This window comes from Idiomarina seosinensis (genome assembly GCF_044797955.1).
GTDB classification, from domain to species: Bacteria; Pseudomonadota; Gammaproteobacteria; order Enterobacterales; family Alteromonadaceae; genus Idiomarina; species Idiomarina seosinensis_A.
This window is the reverse complement of the sequence record NZ_CP085211.1, coordinates 2020274-2036762: the sequence shown is the minus strand read 5'-3', so window position 1 is coordinate 2036762 and position 16489 is coordinate 2020274. Positions and strand designations below refer to the sequence as shown.

Sequence of the window (16489 nt, the reverse complement as noted above, 5' to 3'; positions counted from 1 at the left end):
CTGGCGCAAGACGGACAACAATAATAGGAAATAATTAATGAGCGCGCCAAACGCGTTGTATTTACTAATTGATGATCGCTTAAAACGTGATGAGCTGCAGCTGCCGGGACTACCCGAAACAGCGGAGCGGGTCAGAGCGGCGACTCTGGATAATAACTGTAGCCTGCATGAGCTAGCGCAAATCATCCAGCATGATGCGGCTTTATCGGCTCGCTTAATTCGCTTAGCCAATAGTGCTTACCTGGGCGGTCGTAACAGAGCGGAGAGCCTGATGCAGGCACTTACCCGAATCGGTTTACGGCGTATCCGCACGTTAGCGCTGGCGATGGCGGTAGAGCAGGTGTTCTTGCCAAGAAACGATATCGTGCGCGAATTTGCCGCTAACTATGTGCAGCAAACCCGCGAAGTTGCTGCTGCGGCTGCTATTTTAACTCAGCAGCTGCAGAAACTGGGGCGCAGTCACAGGCTTCATCCTGATGTCGCTCTGTTGGCCGGTATGGTCTCCAACATTGGTTTAGCGCCTGTTTTAAAGCTGGTGGATGAGTTTGATGACAGCTTTGCTAACCCGTCTTTAATTAACCAGACAATGCTGGCGTTTGGGCCAAAACTTGGGGTAAACGTTCTCAAGCACTGGCAGTTTACGCCCAATTTAATTAAGGTCCCGCATTATTTCAGAAAAAGCAGGATATCCTTAATGGACAATCCAGAGGACGTTAGTTACTGCGACATTGTTCACCTGGCCAGTTTGTTGACCAACAATGCCGAGCCTGAACCAGCAGCAATGACGATTGCTGAGTATGAGCAGTGTGGGGTCCTGCCAGGCACGGAATTCTGGCAGCAGGACGCCACGCAACAGGCTTACCGGCAGATGGTCATGTTGCTGACCTAGACAGGCTAAAAGCCCGGCTCAAGTCATTGTACAGTTCACCCACTTGCGCGCTGATCAAAGCAAAATCAGCCGCTAGCTTTTCTTCAGCGCTGGGATCGACCAGGTCATCCTGCTGCTCCATTAACATATCCGTTGGTTTGACTCGTTTTAAGGCCAGGTCGGTTTCCAGGATAAACTCGATCTGCTCTTGCCAGACTAGTCCCAGTCGTGTCACCTGTTTACCGGTGTCCAGATGAGCTTGAATATCATCGCGGGTTAAGTCCTCGTTTTTACACCGCAAAATTCCGCCATCCTGTTGCGGAGAGCGCAGTTCAGCCTCATCACCCAGTTCAAAAGCCGGCGGCAGATGGTTTTTTGCCAGCCACTCGGTCATAGTTATCTCGGTCGCGTCTGCGCCGCTGATCGGCTTTACTGGTAAGGAACCCAGCGTTGAGCGCAATAAACCGAGCAAATCTTCTGCTTTATTTGCGGCCGACTCATTAATCACAACCAGCTGCCGGCTTAAATCAAGATATCCCCAGCTTAGGCGAAAACGACTGAAAGCCTGGGGTAGCAGCTGATGCACTAAATCTTCTTTGAGGTTCTGCTTTTCTTTGCGGTTAACCGGGCGGCCTTCTGTTTGCTGGATCTGCAAGACCTTTTCATCCAGTTCAGCATTAATTACCGCTGCTGGCAGTACTTTTTCTTCTCTGCGAGCACAAATTAAGTGGCAGTCGCCCTGGCTATGCGTCAGTACTTCATGGTTGGCGCCAAATGGAGAGTACCAGCCAAAAGTTGACTGCTCCTGACGCCCGCAGGGTCGGAATAAATGTTCACTGAGTTTAGCTTCAAAGTCATCGGGCAAAACAAATTCTTCGCTAAAACGATAAAAGCGGAGGTTTTTAAACCACATAAAAGGGACTCTCTGTTAATAACAATTAATGTAAAACGATAACTGGAAAAGACAGCGTATAGGTTAGTCCTTTACCCGGCTGGCTACTAGCGCTAATCTCGCCCTGTAATGTCTGAACAACGAGGTTTCTGACAATATGAGTGCCTAAGCCACTGCCGCCGTCATCGCGCTTTGTGGTAAAGAAGGGGTCAAACAAATGCTCAAGTTGTTGCTGGCTGATACCAACGCCATCATCCTGGTAGGTAATATTCAGCCGGTCGTGCTCTCTATCGTAATCTAAGTCAACATTAATCCACATATTACCGTTACTGACGCCTTCAAAACCGTGTACCAGGGAGTTAATAATTAAGTTAGTAAAAATCTGCGAAATGGCGCCCGCCGGGCAGCGGATCATCAGATTGTCGGGGCAGCTCAGGTGAATTTGGTGCTTTGTTTTTTTCAACCGCGGCTGCAGAGACTGGATGAGATCCTGAATATAGCGGCGCAGGTTGATATCCCGAATAGCGTCCGATGCCTGATCAACAGCAACTTGTTTAAAGCTAGTAATCAATTCTGAAGCACGCTCTAAGTTGTTATCCAGCAATTGCACACTTTCCCGTCCCTCGGCGATAAATTTTTCTAGCTGGGGTTGAGTCAGTTGCTTATTGTTAAGTGCAGCCTCGAGCTCATCAAGTTTTTCCCGCAAAAACGAGCTGGCAGTAACACTGATTCCTATCGGCGTGTTCACATCGTGAGTAATACCGGCAACAAGGCCGCCTAATGACGCCATCTTCTCGGACTCTACCAGCTGCTGCTGCGTTTGTTTAAGGTGGTCAAGTGAGCTTTCCAGACGCTGGTTCGAGTCACGCAGGGTTTGTTCCATCGTACGGCGCTGACTTACTTCGCGCTCGAGCTTTTCCTGGCGCAGCTCCAGCTCATTCTTTCGCTGCTCAAGGTCAAGCATCACCTGGCTTAAACGGGAGGTTTTGCGGGCTACTTCTTGCTCCAGAATGGCATTTTGCTCGTCTAACTGGCGGTTGGCTAGTTTAAGTTTGTGCTGGGTGCGCTCCAGGTCGTCCTGGTACTCCTCAATATTGTCGATCAGCTGGTTGTAGGCCTGTTCAATCAGAACTAACTCATTATTGTGCTGATCAGGCAAGCTGACGCGGGAGTCCTGCAGGTTATCCAGCCGAAAGCTTTTGATTTGCCGGGTCAGCTTACCTAATGGGCGAGTCAACATGCGATTGAACGCCAGTAAAAACAGTACCAGCAGGAAGCTGCTTTTAATGATCGCGTTGCCGATGATAAACGCAAGACTGAGTTTTATGCGTTCAATAGCAATATCACGGGTAGAGAACAAAGTGACATCGCCGACCCGCGTTGAATGACCCGAGAACTCAAAAATTAAGCTATCGTAATAACCAAAAACGCCATTTTTTTCAGACAGCATCTCGCTATCGACCGCTTTTTCGGGCAATTGTCCGACCGCCAGTGTTTCGCCCTCTTGCACCAGAATATTGCCGCTGTCATCGCGAACAATAACACCCGCTATGGCCGGAATACTGATTAAACCGTCGGCAAGCGTTTCTATTTGCGGTGTGTTGAACTCCCATAAAGAGCGGGTCAGTGAGCCACTGAAAGTGCTTTGCTGATTCTGCAGTTCGGAGAGGAGCGCACGTTTTGTATCAAAATATTCGGCACCAATTTGAATGGCCGTAACCATCAGAGTAAGTAAAAAATAAACTGACAGAACGCGTGCAAGCAAAGAGGTGGAAATGCTTTTAGTGGCCATAACGAAATATTAATTGCCGACTGGATACCAAGATAATGAGTCCTAAGCTAATGCATTCTGACAGACAACGCAATAATACGGCTTGTCATATATCTGACATACACCCTTCATTAAGCTGTCATGAAAAATCACTAAAGTTGCAGCATCGCTAACCAAGGTAGTCTATCGTGCTGCCTGTAAACCAAAAGGTTTTGTCATGAGGTTGTTCGCAACAAGTCCCGTAGTGGCTTTGCTGGTCTGTCTGGCGCTGCCGGCACAAGCCCAGGATGAGAGTCTTGAACCCGTGGTCGACAACGCGGCCGAAATAAACCAATCTGCCCGCCAGTCCCAGCTGACTATCGACTCGATTGCTGATTCGATGCAGGAAAGGCTGCAACAGTATAAACAAATCATGAAGGAAATCGATGGTTTACAAGTTTATACCTCGCAGCTTGAACAACAGGTAGCGAATCAGCAGGAAGAAAAATCACAGTTGGGCGCTTCTATTGACCAGGTCAGCTCAGTTGAACGTCAGATTACACCGCTAATGCAACGAATGATTGATGCACTGGCCACCTTTGTAAAACTGGATGTGCCTTTTTTACAGCAGGAACGCCAGCAACGCATCGCGAAGCTTCGTGAGCTGATGGTCCGCGCTAACGTCGATGTTTCAGAAAAGTTTCGGCGAGTGATGGAGGCTTATCAAATTGAAGCTGATTACGGCCGTAACATCGAAGCCTATACCGCAGAGCATCAGATAAATGGTCAGCTACAGGATGTCACCTTTTTACGCATTGGTCGTACCGCTCTGATTTATAAAACCCGTGATGGGCAGCAGCTGGGATTATGGAATCAGGAGCAAGGTCAGTGGCAGTCTTTAGACAGCCATCATCAGATTGCTGTTGAACAAGCCATCAGTATTGCACGCAAACAAAAAGCACCGGATTTGCTGATGCTGCCACTTCTTGCGCATAAAGCTGACCAATAAGGCAAAGGGGATATTCATGTTACTTCGTTCATTACAGAAATGGCTTGTCGCTTTTGCTACCGGCGGATTATTCGTGGCCACGGCTACAGCGGCGCCACAAGAACCAATTAATCTTGATCAGTTGCTGCAACAGTTACAGCAGGGACAATTTTCGCAGTCTGAAGAAAACAAGCAGCGGGAACAGCGTTTTCGCCAGCAAGAGCAGCAACAAGAAGAAATATTGCGTCAGGCAATCAGCCAACGTAATCAGCTAGAGCAACGCGCAGAAACGCTGGAAACTCAGTTTGAACAAAACGAAGTTGAGTTGGCCCAGTTAGAAGATAGCCTGACGCAAAGCATGGGCTCACTGAAAGAGTTATTTGGCGTGCTGCAGCAGGTTACCAGTGACAGCGCGAATAACTTTAAAAATTCAGTTATTTCAGCGCAGTTCCCGGGTCGCTCTGATGAGTTGGCGCAGCTGGCAGAAAAAATTGGCAGCTCATCGCAATTGCCCTCGATTGAGGAAGTCGAGCAGGTGTGGTTCGCGCTGCAACAGGAAATGACGGAATCTGGCAAGTTAGTTGAATTTGAAAGCGAAGTCACCCGGGCTAACGGTGAAAAACAAACCCAGTCGGTACTGCGGGTAGGAAGTTTTAACCTGGTATCAGACGGTCGCTATCTGGACTACAACCCGGCAACGCAAAATATTGTCGAATTAGTCCGGCAACCGGCGGGTCGCTATTTAAATTCAGCGGAAGAGCTGCAGCAGACAGAACAGGGCGTTGTGACTTTTGGTCTGGATCCGACGGCGGGGTCAATTCTCGGGCTGTTGGTACAGGCGCCGAGCTTAAAAGAGCGTATTCAGCAGGGCGGCACGGTGGGTTATATCATTCTTGCCATTGGTGCTATTGGCTTATTGTTTGCGCTCGAGCGTTTTGTCTCACTGATGCTGATGGGCAATAAGGTTAAGCGCCAGCTGAAAAAGCCGCAACCCAGCAAAGATAACCCTCTGGGCCGCGTTATGCTGATCAAAGATAAATACCCGCAGGCGGATACGGAAACACTGGAGTTAAAATTAAGCGAAGGTATTTTGCGTGAGGTGCCAAAAATCACCCGCAACCTGACGTTTATCAAGATCATCTCGGTAGTTGCACCGCTGATGGGTCTGTTGGGCACCGTAACCGGCATGATCAACACCTTCCAGGCGATTACATTGTTTGGTACCGGCGACCCTAAATTGATGGCCGGAGGTATCTCGCAGGCACTGGTAACCACGGTCTTAGGTTTGGTTGTTGCAATCCCGATGACGTTGTTGTTCGCGATGCTGCATACGCGCAGTAAAAACATGATTCATATTCTGCAGGAGCAGGCCTCAGGGATTATAGCGGAGCGCTCTGAGCGAGGAGAATAAGCATGTTATTTCTCATCGAATTCAGTTATGCCTTGCGCGACTTTATTGAAGCCGGCGGACAAGTTCTGCTGGTGATTGGGGTGCTGATTTTTGTCATGTGGCTGATGATACTCGAGCGTATCTTCTACTTTTTCCGAGGTCATCGGCAGCGTGTGAAAGAGGTACGCAAGCGCTGGCAGGAACGCACTGATAAATCGTCATGGCATGCTGAACAAATTCGCCAGGCGATGATTTCCAGAGTGGCACTGGGTTTAGGTGGCAACTTACCGGTAATAAAGGCTTTGGTTGCTTTGTGTCCACTGCTGGGTTTGATGGGAACGGTGACCGGCATGATCGAAGTGTTTGACGTGATGGCGATTACCGGCACCGGCAGCGCACGCTCGATGGCATCAGGCGTATCGAAAGCCACCATCCCGACCATGGCGGGTATGGTCGGTGCGTTGTCGGGGGTTTTTGCCGCAACCTGGTTACAGCGTACAACCCGGCGCGAGAAGATGAAGCTGGAAGATCGAATTTTACTGGAGCGTCACTAATATGAAACAGCATTTTGCAAATTTGGTTGAAGAAGAAGAAAGTCAAATTGATATGACACCGATGCTGGATGTGGTGTTTATTATGTTGATCTTCTTTATTGTTACCGCGTCCTTTGTCAAAGAAGCCGGTATTGATGTGAATCGTCCCGATGCTGCGACGGCGGTGCAAAAAAACCGGGCCAACATTTTAGTCGCTATCAGCGAGAACAATGAAATCTGGATTAATAAACGCCAGGTGGATGCCCGCGCTGTGCAGGCCAACATCGAACGCCTGTACGCTGAAAACCCACAAGGTTCGGTTGTGATTCAAGCTGATGAGCAAGCCAACACCAAGACGTTGATAGAGGTCATGGACGCTGCCCGTTCGGCGGGCGTGTTCGATGTCTCGGTCGCAACAGACGAGCGATAATATGCGATATTTAGCTGCGATTCTGGCTGCTGGCTTTATTACGGTTAGCCTGTTTTATCTAATGCAGTCGCTGATCAGTGGTGGCGAAGGAGCGATGTCGGATCCGGTCCGCGGTAGTGTGCTTGATTTTGTCCGAACTCCTGAACCGGAGCAGGTACAGGAAAAAGAACGCAAGCCCGAGCGCCCGCCGGAGCCGGAACAGCCGCCGCCGGACCTGCCTCAGCCGCAGATGGATGCTCAGGTTGAAGCCGACAGCGGCGGCAGTTACGACTTTTCGGCTGACATGGCCAGTAATGCCGATATTGGTACCGGCACCTCACTACAGGCTTCTGACGGCGAGTACCTGCCCATAGTAAAAGTTCAGGCTGCTTACCCGCGGCGCGCGCTACAACGGGGAATCGAGGGCTACGTTGTGGTCGAGTTTACGGTAACTAAGCAAGGTTCAGTGCGTAATCCTAGCGTAATTGAGGCCGAACCCGGCGGTGTGTTTGAACAGGCTGCCCTGGATGCCGTGCTCAAGTTTAAGTACAAACCAAGGGTAATTGATGGCGAGCCGGTCGAAGTTGAAGGCGTGCGCAATCGCATGACTTTCGAAATGAATTAAGGAGCGACGGGATGAATAATCTGCAAAAATTACTGGCGGTGATCACGATAGCCTTTGTTAGCATTCAGCCGGTTCTGGCACAACAAACAGAGCGCGTACCGGCGTTACGGGAAAAAGTATACAGCCAGCTGGCGCGGGCCCAGGCGGTTGCGGAAGAGCAAAATAATGAAGCCGGGATAAAAGTGCTGGAAAGTGTTGCTGACAGAGCCAGCAGCATGAACAGTTATGAGCGTGCCATGTTATGGAACTTTTTTGGTTTTATGTATTACGAACAGGGCGATACGGCGCAGGCAATTGATTATTTTGCCAGAGTTGTTAATGAGCAACCGATTCCCGCTTCACTAGAAAAGAGTACCTTGTTCAGTCTTGCACAACTCACCCTAAGCGAAGGGCAGCTGGATGCCGCTGTTAATTATGTTGAACAATGGCAACAGCAAGCCAGCGCTGATGAACTACCGAAGGCCTGGGTGCTTAAGGCTCAGGCTTTATACCAACAGGGTGATTATCAAAAAGCGCTGCAACCGATTGCAAAAGCAATAGCGGCAAAAGAGCAAGAAGGCGAAGTTGCCAAAGAGAACTGGCTAATCCTGGCCCGCGCCATCCATTACGAGCTGCAGCAGACACGTGAAGTCGCAAATCAGCTCGAGCAGTTGGTTATTCATTACAGCAAGCCTGAATACTGGCTGCAACTGGCCGGTGTCTACGGCCAGCTTGAACAAAATAAAAAACAGTTAGCAGTACTTGAAGCTGCCTATCAGCAAGGATTTATCGAAAAGCCCAGCGAGCTGCGCAATCTTGCTCAGGTTTATTATTTAAATGAACTGCCTTTTAAGGCGGCAGAATTAATGAAGAAAGGACTGGAGCAGGGCAAACTGCAGTCAAATCTGTCTAATCTGAAATTTTTAGCGCAGAGCCTTGCCCAGGCGAAGGAATATGACGCTGCGATTGTGGCCTATCGTCGGGCTGCCGAGCAGGGTGATACGGGTGAGTTGCTGGCACAGGCGGCGCAACTGGCGCTAAACCTGGATGAAAACCAACAGGCTATTTCACTGGCTAACGAGGCGCTGAGTGCCGGCGCGTTAAAAAATGCCGGTAATATGCATTTGGTGAAAGGCATGGCGTTTGTCAACCAACAGCAATATAGCCAGGCACTGGAGGCTTTTAACCGCGCTATGGAATTTGACGCGGTAGCCGCTGCCGCCGGACAGTGGGCTGAATACGCTGAGTCACAGAAAAAGTACCAGCAGCAACTCGCGCGGCAGGGGAGCTAACACTAAATTACTGCTGCAGTGGGGGGATAATCTGCAAATCTCGTTGCATTGTCATAAAATAGCAATATCATAGACACAATTATTTAACGATTCTGTAAAGAAGCGTAATACGATTGTTTATGCTGCTTTGTGATACTGCTATTTTGACGAGAGTGATCTGATGAAACAACGACTGCTGTTAGCGACACTGATATGTTTACCCTTATCTGTGCTGGCGCAAGATTCCGGCACCCAGTCAGTGGATAATGAGGCGCTGACTGTTTACGGCCGTGCAAATGTTTCGCTGCAAAGCAGCGATGAGGGAGACGGCTCTTATTCGGATTTAGAGAGTAATTCCTCGCGGTTTGGTCTGAAGGGTAAAGGTCAGTTAAAAGACCAGCTGGAAGTGTTTTACCAGATCGAATTTGGTATTGATTTAGCCGACTTTGACGAAGGTGATGATGCGGTCTCCAACCGCAACCAGGTGGTTGGTCTGCGCGGCAGTTTTGGCGAGGTGATGCTGGGTCGTTACGATACTTTTTTAAAGGATTCGCAGGGCAGTGTTGATGCTTTCACTGATTATGAGGCAGATCTGAAAAGTTTGTTCCGTGGTGAAAATCGGCCGGATAACACAGTAACCTACTATTCGCCCTCATTTAATCACTTTAAAGTGGGTGGAACCTTTATTGCTTCAGGCGATGAAACAGGTGATGACGGAATTTCTGTGGGCATCATTTACGGTGATAAAAAGCTGAAGAAAACGCCGTTTTACGCGGCACTGGCTATTGATCGTGATGTTGCTGATTACGATATCGAACAAGTTACGGTGGCCACTAAGCTGGGCGCTACCATTGTCGGCGCAGCTTTGCAGCAGTTCGAGCGCACCGATGGCCTGTATAATTCCGACGGCTATTTATTAAGCGCCTCTCATCCAGTTAAACAATGGGTATTCAAAGCTCAATATCAGGCGGTTAAGTATGACAGCGACAAAGATGCCTCTATTTCTGTTGGCGCAGATTACTTCTTCAATGCCGATACCCGTGTGTACGCCTGGTATACCGGCCGCGAATGCGATATCCAACTGTATCAAAGCCGTGGCTGCGGTGCCAGTAATGGCGTGGAGCAGGATTTTCTCGCTGTGGGTATTCGCCACGACTTTTCCTGGTAAACAACCACTGCCGGGAGTAGGCAGACTTTGAGGTCCTGGTAATGACCAACTTAGCAGTTTTAGCGGTCTACCTGCTGCTGGGGCAACTGTTTAAGCGCCTTGGTAAGTTTCCTGACAATACGTCCCGGGTGCTTAATCTCTATGTCATTTATGCCGCTTTACCGGGCGTTATTTTCAGTAAAGTCCCGGCCCTTGAGTTTTCCCGGGAATTGCTAATCCCGGCTTTATTGCCGTGGCTGCTACTGATAATCAGCGCGACTTTTGTTTATCTCATCGGGCGGGCTTTAGACTGGTCAAGGTCGGTCATAGGGGCACTGCTAATCTGTGTCCCGCTGGGCAACACCTCGTTTTTTGGCTTTCCAATGATCGAAGCCTTTTTTGGCAGTGATGCCATTGTTTACGGTCTGTTTTACGATCAGTTTGGTTCCTTTTTCGGCTTAGCAATTTATGCCACCATCATTATTGCTCTGTTTAAAGAGCCCGAAGCCGGTGAGCCAGTTAAACCCAGTGTCGTTTCAGTCATCAAAAAGATAGTTACTTTCCCGCCGTTTCTTGCCTTAGTTTTAGCCTTGTTACTAAAAGGCACCGCATACCCCGGAGTGTTTCAGGTGCTGGTTGAATCCCTGGCAGTAACGCTGGTCCCGGTGATTATGATTGCTGTGGGCTTTCAGCTAAAATTCCGGCTGCCAAAAGGCAGTAAAACCCCCCTGGCTATCGGCTTGCTGGCCAAACTGATTATGATGCCATTAGTGGCAATCGCTCTATTATCAGGCTTTGGTTTTGACTCGGAGTTGGTTCAGGTAACGGTTTTTGAAAGCGCTATGCCGCCGATGATCACCGCCGGCGCTGTGGCCATTATGGCAGGCTTAGCTCCCAGTCTTTCAGCAGCCATGGTGGGTTACGGTATATTGCTGGCGTTTGTCACACTGCCCGTTTTTTATCAGTTACTGCAGTGGCTGGCCTAGAAATATCCGGAAAACTTGTCATAAAACTGACCTACTTTCATAAAAATGTCATATGATTTGGTAATAATCAGGGTATTCACAATAGGTAGGAAGCCCTAAATGTCACGTCGAGTATTAATTGTTGAAGACGAAGGCCCGATTCGCGAAATGTTAAGTTTTGTGATGGAGCAGCATGGTTATCAGGCGGTCGAAGCGAAAGACTTTGACAGCGCGCTCAGTAAGCTTTGCGAGCCTTATCCTGATATGATTTTGCTGGACTGGATGTTGCCCGGTGGTTCCGGTATCCAGTTAGCAAAAAAAGTAAAAGGTGACGACTTTACCCGCAATATCCCTATTATCATGCTCACCGCCCGTGGTGAAGAAGAAGACAAGATAAAAGGCTTAGAGGTTGGTGCCGACGATTACATTACTAAGCCTTTTTCGCCGAAAGAGCTGATGGCACGAATGCGGGCGGTATTTCGGCGGGTATCGCCGACGGTATTGGACGAGCCTCTGGATTTTGAAGGTCTGAAATTGGATCCGGTATCCCATCGGGTGTCAGCGAACGATAAAAGTCTTGATATGGGACCGACTGAGTTTAAATTACTGCACTTTTTTATGACTCATCCGGAGCGGGTTTACAGTCGCGAACAGTTGCTGGATCAGGTTTGGGGCACCAACGTTTACGTTGAAGACCGCACGGTTGATGTTCATATTCGCCGCTTGCGCAAAGCTTTGACCGCGGACGGCTATGATCGCCTGATTCAGACCGTGCGGGGTGTTGGTTATCGGTTCTCTTCGCGTTAACCTGTTATGCTGATAATTAGCGGATACTAACTTTTATGGACCGGGATTACTCTAACTGGGCCGCCTTACGTGATCTGGTTCTTTATCTTCTGCCCTTTCTTTTGTTGGGCTGGCTTTTCGATGTGTTCTGGCCAGCTCTGACCATTGGCCTGGCTATTCTGGTTATCTGGCACTACTACTACCAACAACGTCTAACCCGCTGGCTCTGGAATAGTCGCAACTTACTGCCGCCAACCGCTCCCGGTAGCTGGAGCTATATCTACGATGGTATCTATCGCAATCAGCGGCGCAGCCAACGCCGACGTAAAGCCTTGGCGCGATTACTGCGTCGCTTCCGTGAGGCGGCAGAGGCTTTGCCGGACGCTGCCATTGTATTTCGTAGTGATGGTTCTTTGCTATGGAGCAATAAACTGGCGCAATTTTACTTTGGTTTGCGCTGGCCGGAAGATGCGGGTATGCGCTTATCAAATCTTATCCGTCATCCGCAGTTTTTTGCTTACCTTAATAAAGGAGAGTTCAGTGAGTCGCTGACAATACCGTCGCCGGTAAGAGATTCGCTGGATATCGAAATCCGTGTCATGCCATACAGTGATGGCCAATTTTTATTGGTAGCCCGCGACGTTACTCAGGTAAAACAACTGGACACTATGCGGCGTGACTTTGTTGCCAATGTATCCCATGAACTTAAAACGCCGCTGACGGTAATGCAGGGTTACCTGGAAATGCTGGATGATATTAGCGAAACCCCGCCCCAGCTGGCTGACAAAGCGGTCACTCAAATGCAGCAACAAAGCGAGCGAATGAGATCTTTAGTTGAGCAGCTGTTGTTGTTATCGCGAATGGAAACGCCCAGCCATGATGTCTTTGACCATGTTGTGGATGTTCCCCGGCTGCTGAGCCAGTTGCAGGGAGAGACTGAAAAACTGGCACGGGATAAGCACTTGCAACTCACTTTTGATATTCAGCCGATCAAGGTTTACGGGAAACAAGAACAGTTGCTGAGCGCGATGCAAAACTTACTGGTTAATGCAATTCGTTATACGCCGGAAGGTGGAAATATCCGGGTAGCATGGCACAAAGTTAAAAATGAAGCCGAGTTCAGTGTTGAAGACAGTGGGCCCGGCATCGAAAATGAACACCTGCCGCGGCTTACTGAACGCTTTTACCGGGTGGACCCGGACCGTAACAGCCAAAGCGGAGGTACCGGGCTTGGTTTGTCTATCGTTAAGCAGGCCCTGCAGCACCACAATAGCCACTTAGAAATTAATTCACAGCCGGGGCAGGGATCCCGGTTTTGGTTCCGGCTACCGGCGGAACTTGTGAAAGACCGCTAACGGCAAATTTAAAGAAATTGTCATAATTGTCATTAAACTGTCACATCACTTTTATATAGTGCCTCACAGTAAGCTCCATTATCTGTGACAAAAGGTCTCAAAGAGGTGAACAGCATGTTCAAACCAACAACTGTATTTAGTAAATCATTATCAACCATAGCTATGGCTGGTGGCATTGCTCTTAGTAGTGCAGCAATGGCTAACACCGATGAGTTACCGGAATATGAGAAGGTCGCCGGTTTGTCGGGTAACTTGTCCTCGGTAGGCTCGGATACTCTGGCTAATATGATGACGTTCTGGGGTGAAGAATTTAAGCGCATGTATCCCAGTGTTAATATTCAAATTCAGGCGGCAGGTTCATCAACAGCTCCACCGGCCTTAACTGAAGGCACGTCAAGCTTTGGGCCGATGAGTCGTGCCATGAAGTCGAAAGAGATTGAGTCTTTTGAAAAGCGTCACGGCTACAAACCTACACCGGTGAGAGTCGCAATTGATGCTTTGGCGGTTTTTGTCCACAAGGATAATCCGATCGAAGGGATGACCATTCGCGAAGTTGATGCGGTATTTTCGTCAACGCGTAAGTGTGGTGCCAGAGAGCAGGTCAATCGCTGGGGCGATCTGGGGCTTGAAGATGAGTGGACCAACCGTGATCTGCAATTATATGGACGCAACTCAGTATCAGGCACTTATGGATATTTTAAAGAAGTGGGTTTATGTGACGGTGACTTCCGCTCGAACGTCAACGAGCAGCCTGGCTCAGCATCAGTAGTTCAGTCGGTATCCACCTCAATTAATGCCATTGGCTACTCTGGTATCGGTTATGTTACTTCAGGTGTCAAGACCGTACCTTTAGCCAAAGGTGATGATCAGGACTTTGTTGAAGCTACCCGGGAAAATGCTCTGGCAGGTCAGTACCCACTGGCCCGGTTCCTGTATGTTTACGTGAACAAGCACCCGAATAAACCACTGGGTGATGCCGAAGCCGAATTCTTAAAAATGATTCTGTCCAAACAAGGTCAGGACATTGTTAATAAGGACGGTTATATCGGTTTGCCAAAAGCGGTTGTTGACGCGGAACTGGAAAAATTGGGTCTAAGCCACTAAATATTGAAAGTGTAATAACCGGTACTCTTAGCAGAGTGCCGGTTTTTTATTTTTACACTTCAGTGAAGAAATTATGACAGTGGTGTAACAATACTGTCATAAAAAAATATTAAGATAAGCTTTCTTTAATTACATCTTATTGAGGTCAAAATGGCACCACAATCTGCTCAGCAGTTAGCTGCCAATCGCATACGACTGCTAAAAGATAATGCAGCACGTTATGGCGTGACAGCTGGCGGCATCTTGGTTCTGGTTGCTTTGTTGCTGATCTTTTTCTACCTCCTTTATGTGGTGCAGCCCATTTTCGAATCGGTTGATTTGAAAAAAGTGAACAGTTTCGAGTTGCCGGAACAGGGGCCGGTAGAAGCAGTTGGCATGGAAGAGCAGGGCGAAATTGGTTATCGGTTCTTAAGCAACGGCCAGGTTCAGTTTTTTTCGCTAGTTGATAATGAAGAACGAAACACCGGCGCTGTGATTTTGACTGAACAGCTGTTGCCAGCGGAAGACATCAGCAGCTTTTCCCGTTCGTTGCCGGTCAATCAGCAGTATGCCTACGGTACCCGCGAGGGTACGGCTTTAGTTGCTCAGCCTAAGTTTCAGGTTAGCTTTCCGGATGTACCCGTATCGACGGTGACAGGTCGTATTCAACGCACCATCACCCCCACTATCGATGTTAAAAACGACGGTAGTGCCTTTGTCATTGACCCGGACCAGCGTAAGCTTGAAAAGCTGGCCTATGAGACTGACGGTGAAGGTTTGCTTTTTGCTGCGGTCGTGGAAAAAAACACCTTGGTAGTGAGTAACTTTGTCGCCGAAGAAAACTTTATGACCGGCGCCGTCACACTCACGCCTAAACGAACCGAAATTCAGTTAAACAGCGCTATCGACGATTTGGTCGTAACACCAGACTTACGTCAGGTTCTGGCCCGCCGTGGTAACCGGGTTCATGTTTTTGATATCACCGTCGACGGAACTGTTAGTGAGCGTGAACTGTTGCCAGTGCGCAGCAGAGAGCTCGGTGATGCCTCAGGTATGTACTTACTCGCCGGTGCTTCGTCGGTGTTAGTCACCCATGATTCAGGTAAGGTATCGCAGTGGTTTGAAGTTCCGGGTGATGATGGGCGTCAGTACCAGTACATCCGTAGTTTTGATGCGGGTTCTCCGGTAACACGGATAGAGGTGGAGTACTATCGCCGGACGTTTTATACCCTTTCTGAAGACGGCTCGATGAATATCTTTCATACCACGTCAGAAGCTGATTTATACCGCGGCAAACCCAGTGATAGTCCAATTCAACGTGTCATGGTTGATCCACGGGCTAACTTCTTACTGATGAAGACAGCTGACGGCTACGGCTTGTATGATGTTAAAAACGAGCATCCCGAAGTTACCTGGAGTGCTTTGTGGCAGGAAGTTTGGTACGAAGGCTATCCAGAGCCCGACTATACCTGGCAGTCGACCTCGGGTTCGGACGACTTTGAGTCTAAGTTCAGCTTAGTGCCTATCACCTTTGGTACCATCAAAGCGGCTGCTTATGCGATGCTTTTTGCGGTGCCTATTGGCCTGGCTGCAGCAGTCTATACTGCTTACTTTATGTCACCGTCGGTGCGTAAGTTTGTAAAACCCACTGTCGAAATTATGGAAGCCCTGCCGACGGTTATTCTGGGCTTTTTGGCAGGACTTTGGCTAGCGCCGCTGGTGGAGGCCTACTTACCTGGTTTTGTTGCAGTCCTGTTGTTTGTGCCATTAGCCATCATCGGCGTGGCAGCTATATGGACCCAGCTACCCGCCTCGATCAGAAGTAAAATGAATGAGGGTAAGGCCGCCCTGGTGCTTATCCCGGTAGTGTTATTTGTCGGCTGGCTGTCGTTCTCATTAAGTCCGTGGATTGAACAGCTACTGTTTGACGGCAACGTGCGTGGTTACTTAACTAACGAGCTGGGCGTCACCTTTGATCAGCGTAACTCTCTGGTGGTAGGTATCGCGATGGGCTTTGCTGTTATTCCGACCATTTTTTCGATTGCTGAGGACGCTATTTTTAGTGTCCCGAAACACCTGTCTAATGGTTCTCTGGCGTTAGGTGCAACACCCTGGCAGACGTTAACCAAAGTCGTATTACTGACCGCCAGTCCGGGTATTTTCTCAGCGGTTATGATGGGTCTGGGCCGGGCAGTTGGCGAAACCATGATTGTGTTAATGGCAACCGGTAACACCCCCATTATGGATTGGAATATCTTTGAGGGAATGCGTACTTTATCAGCAAATATTGCGGTTGAAATGCCGGAGTCGGAAGTCGGTAGCTCTCATTACCGTATTTTATTCCTGGCTGCTTTTGTGCTGTTTGTCTTCACGTTCTTCTTTAACACCATTGCTGAATTTGTCCGCCAGCGCTTGCGCGACAAATACAGCTCCATGTGATCCGCACTC

At 48.9% G+C, this 16489-nt stretch carries 15 protein-coding genes; 13 read left to right on the top strand and 2 right to left on the bottom strand.

From position 1 onward, the window contains the following. The first annotated feature begins 37 nt into the window (after positions 1-37). The gene (locus LG288_RS09640; protein ID WP_404400001.1) at positions 38-889 is read left to right on the top strand and encodes an HDOD domain-containing protein; all 852 of its coding nucleotides are present in this window, start codon (positions 38-40) and stop codon (positions 887-889) included. Here the strand turns inward: LG288_RS09640 and rdgC are convergent. Beyond that, positions 873-1781, bottom strand: a complete 909-nt coding sequence (gene rdgC, locus LG288_RS09635; RefSeq protein ID WP_404399999.1) for a recombination-associated protein RdgC — start codon at positions 1779-1781, stop codon at positions 873-875. The genes LG288_RS09640 and rdgC overlap by 17 nt on opposite strands. Positions 1782-1806: 25 nt before the next feature. After that, positions 1807-3552 (bottom strand): sensor histidine kinase, encoded by a 1746-nt coding sequence (locus LG288_RS09630; RefSeq protein WP_404399998.1) that lies wholly within the window; start codon positions 3550-3552, stop codon positions 1807-1809. 196 nt (positions 3553-3748) lie between these two features. Between LG288_RS09630 and LG288_RS09625 the strand changes: the two genes are divergently transcribed. The 12 genes from LG288_RS09625 (at position 3749) to LG288_RS09570 (ending at position 16480) form a co-directional block, all read left to right on the top strand. Continuing rightward, positions 3749-4519: a DUF3450 domain-containing protein gene (locus LG288_RS09625; protein WP_404399996.1), complete on the top strand. Its 771-nt coding sequence runs from the start codon at positions 3749-3751 to the stop codon at positions 4517-4519. Positions 4520-4535: 16 nt separating this feature from the next. Beyond that, the gene (locus tag LG288_RS09620) at positions 4536-5909 is read left to right on the top strand and encodes a MotA/TolQ/ExbB proton channel family protein (protein WP_404399994.1); all 1374 of its coding nucleotides are present in this window, start codon (positions 4536-4538) and stop codon (positions 5907-5909) included. Between the two features lie 2 nt (positions 5910-5911). Beyond that, positions 5912-6442, top strand: a complete 531-nt coding sequence (locus tag LG288_RS09615; protein ID WP_404399992.1) for a MotA/TolQ/ExbB proton channel family protein — start codon at positions 5912-5914, stop codon at positions 6440-6442. A 1-nt stretch (position 6443) separates the two neighbouring features. Next, on the top strand, positions 6444-6851 hold the full coding sequence (locus LG288_RS09610) for an ExbD/TolR family protein (RefSeq protein WP_404399990.1): 408 nt from the start codon (positions 6444-6446) through the stop codon (positions 6849-6851). Between the two features lies 1 nt (position 6852). After that, positions 6853-7455: an energy transducer TonB gene (locus LG288_RS09605; protein WP_404399988.1), complete on the top strand. Its 603-nt coding sequence runs from the start codon at positions 6853-6855 to the stop codon at positions 7453-7455. Between the two features lie 11 nt (positions 7456-7466). Continuing rightward, on the top strand, positions 7467-8726 hold the full coding sequence (locus LG288_RS09600) for a tetratricopeptide repeat protein (RefSeq protein ID WP_404399986.1): 1260 nt from the start codon (positions 7467-7469) through the stop codon (positions 8724-8726). A gap of 160 nt (positions 8727-8886) precedes the next feature. Beyond that, the gene (locus tag LG288_RS09595; RefSeq protein ID WP_404399984.1) at positions 8887-9873 is read left to right on the top strand and encodes a porin; all 987 of its coding nucleotides are present in this window, start codon (positions 8887-8889) and stop codon (positions 9871-9873) included. 41 nt (positions 9874-9914) lie between these two features. Continuing rightward, positions 9915-10838 (top strand): AEC family transporter, encoded by a 924-nt coding sequence (locus tag LG288_RS09590; RefSeq protein WP_404399982.1) that lies wholly within the window; start codon positions 9915-9917, stop codon positions 10836-10838. A gap of 99 nt (positions 10839-10937) precedes the next feature. Then, positions 10938-11624: a phosphate regulon transcriptional regulator PhoB gene (gene phoB / locus LG288_RS09585; RefSeq protein ID WP_404399980.1), complete on the top strand. Its 687-nt coding sequence runs from the start codon at positions 10938-10940 to the stop codon at positions 11622-11624. Between the two features lie 35 nt (positions 11625-11659). Continuing rightward, positions 11660-12958 carry a phosphate regulon sensor histidine kinase PhoR gene (gene phoR, locus LG288_RS09580; protein WP_404399978.1) on the top strand — a complete coding sequence of 433 codons (1299 nt, stop codon included), beginning with the start codon at positions 11660-11662 and terminating at the stop codon, positions 12956-12958. A 162-nt stretch (positions 12959-13120) separates the two neighbouring features. Then, the gene (locus LG288_RS09575) at positions 13121-14062 is read left to right on the top strand and encodes a PstS family phosphate ABC transporter substrate-binding protein (RefSeq protein ID WP_404403086.1); all 942 of its coding nucleotides are present in this window, start codon (positions 13121-13123) and stop codon (positions 14060-14062) included. Positions 14063-14212: 150 nt separating this feature from the next. Beyond that, entirely contained in the window at positions 14213-16480 is a 2268-nt protein-coding gene (locus tag LG288_RS09570) for an ABC transporter permease subunit (RefSeq protein ID WP_404399976.1), read from the top strand. Positions 16481-16489: the final 9 nt, after the last annotated feature.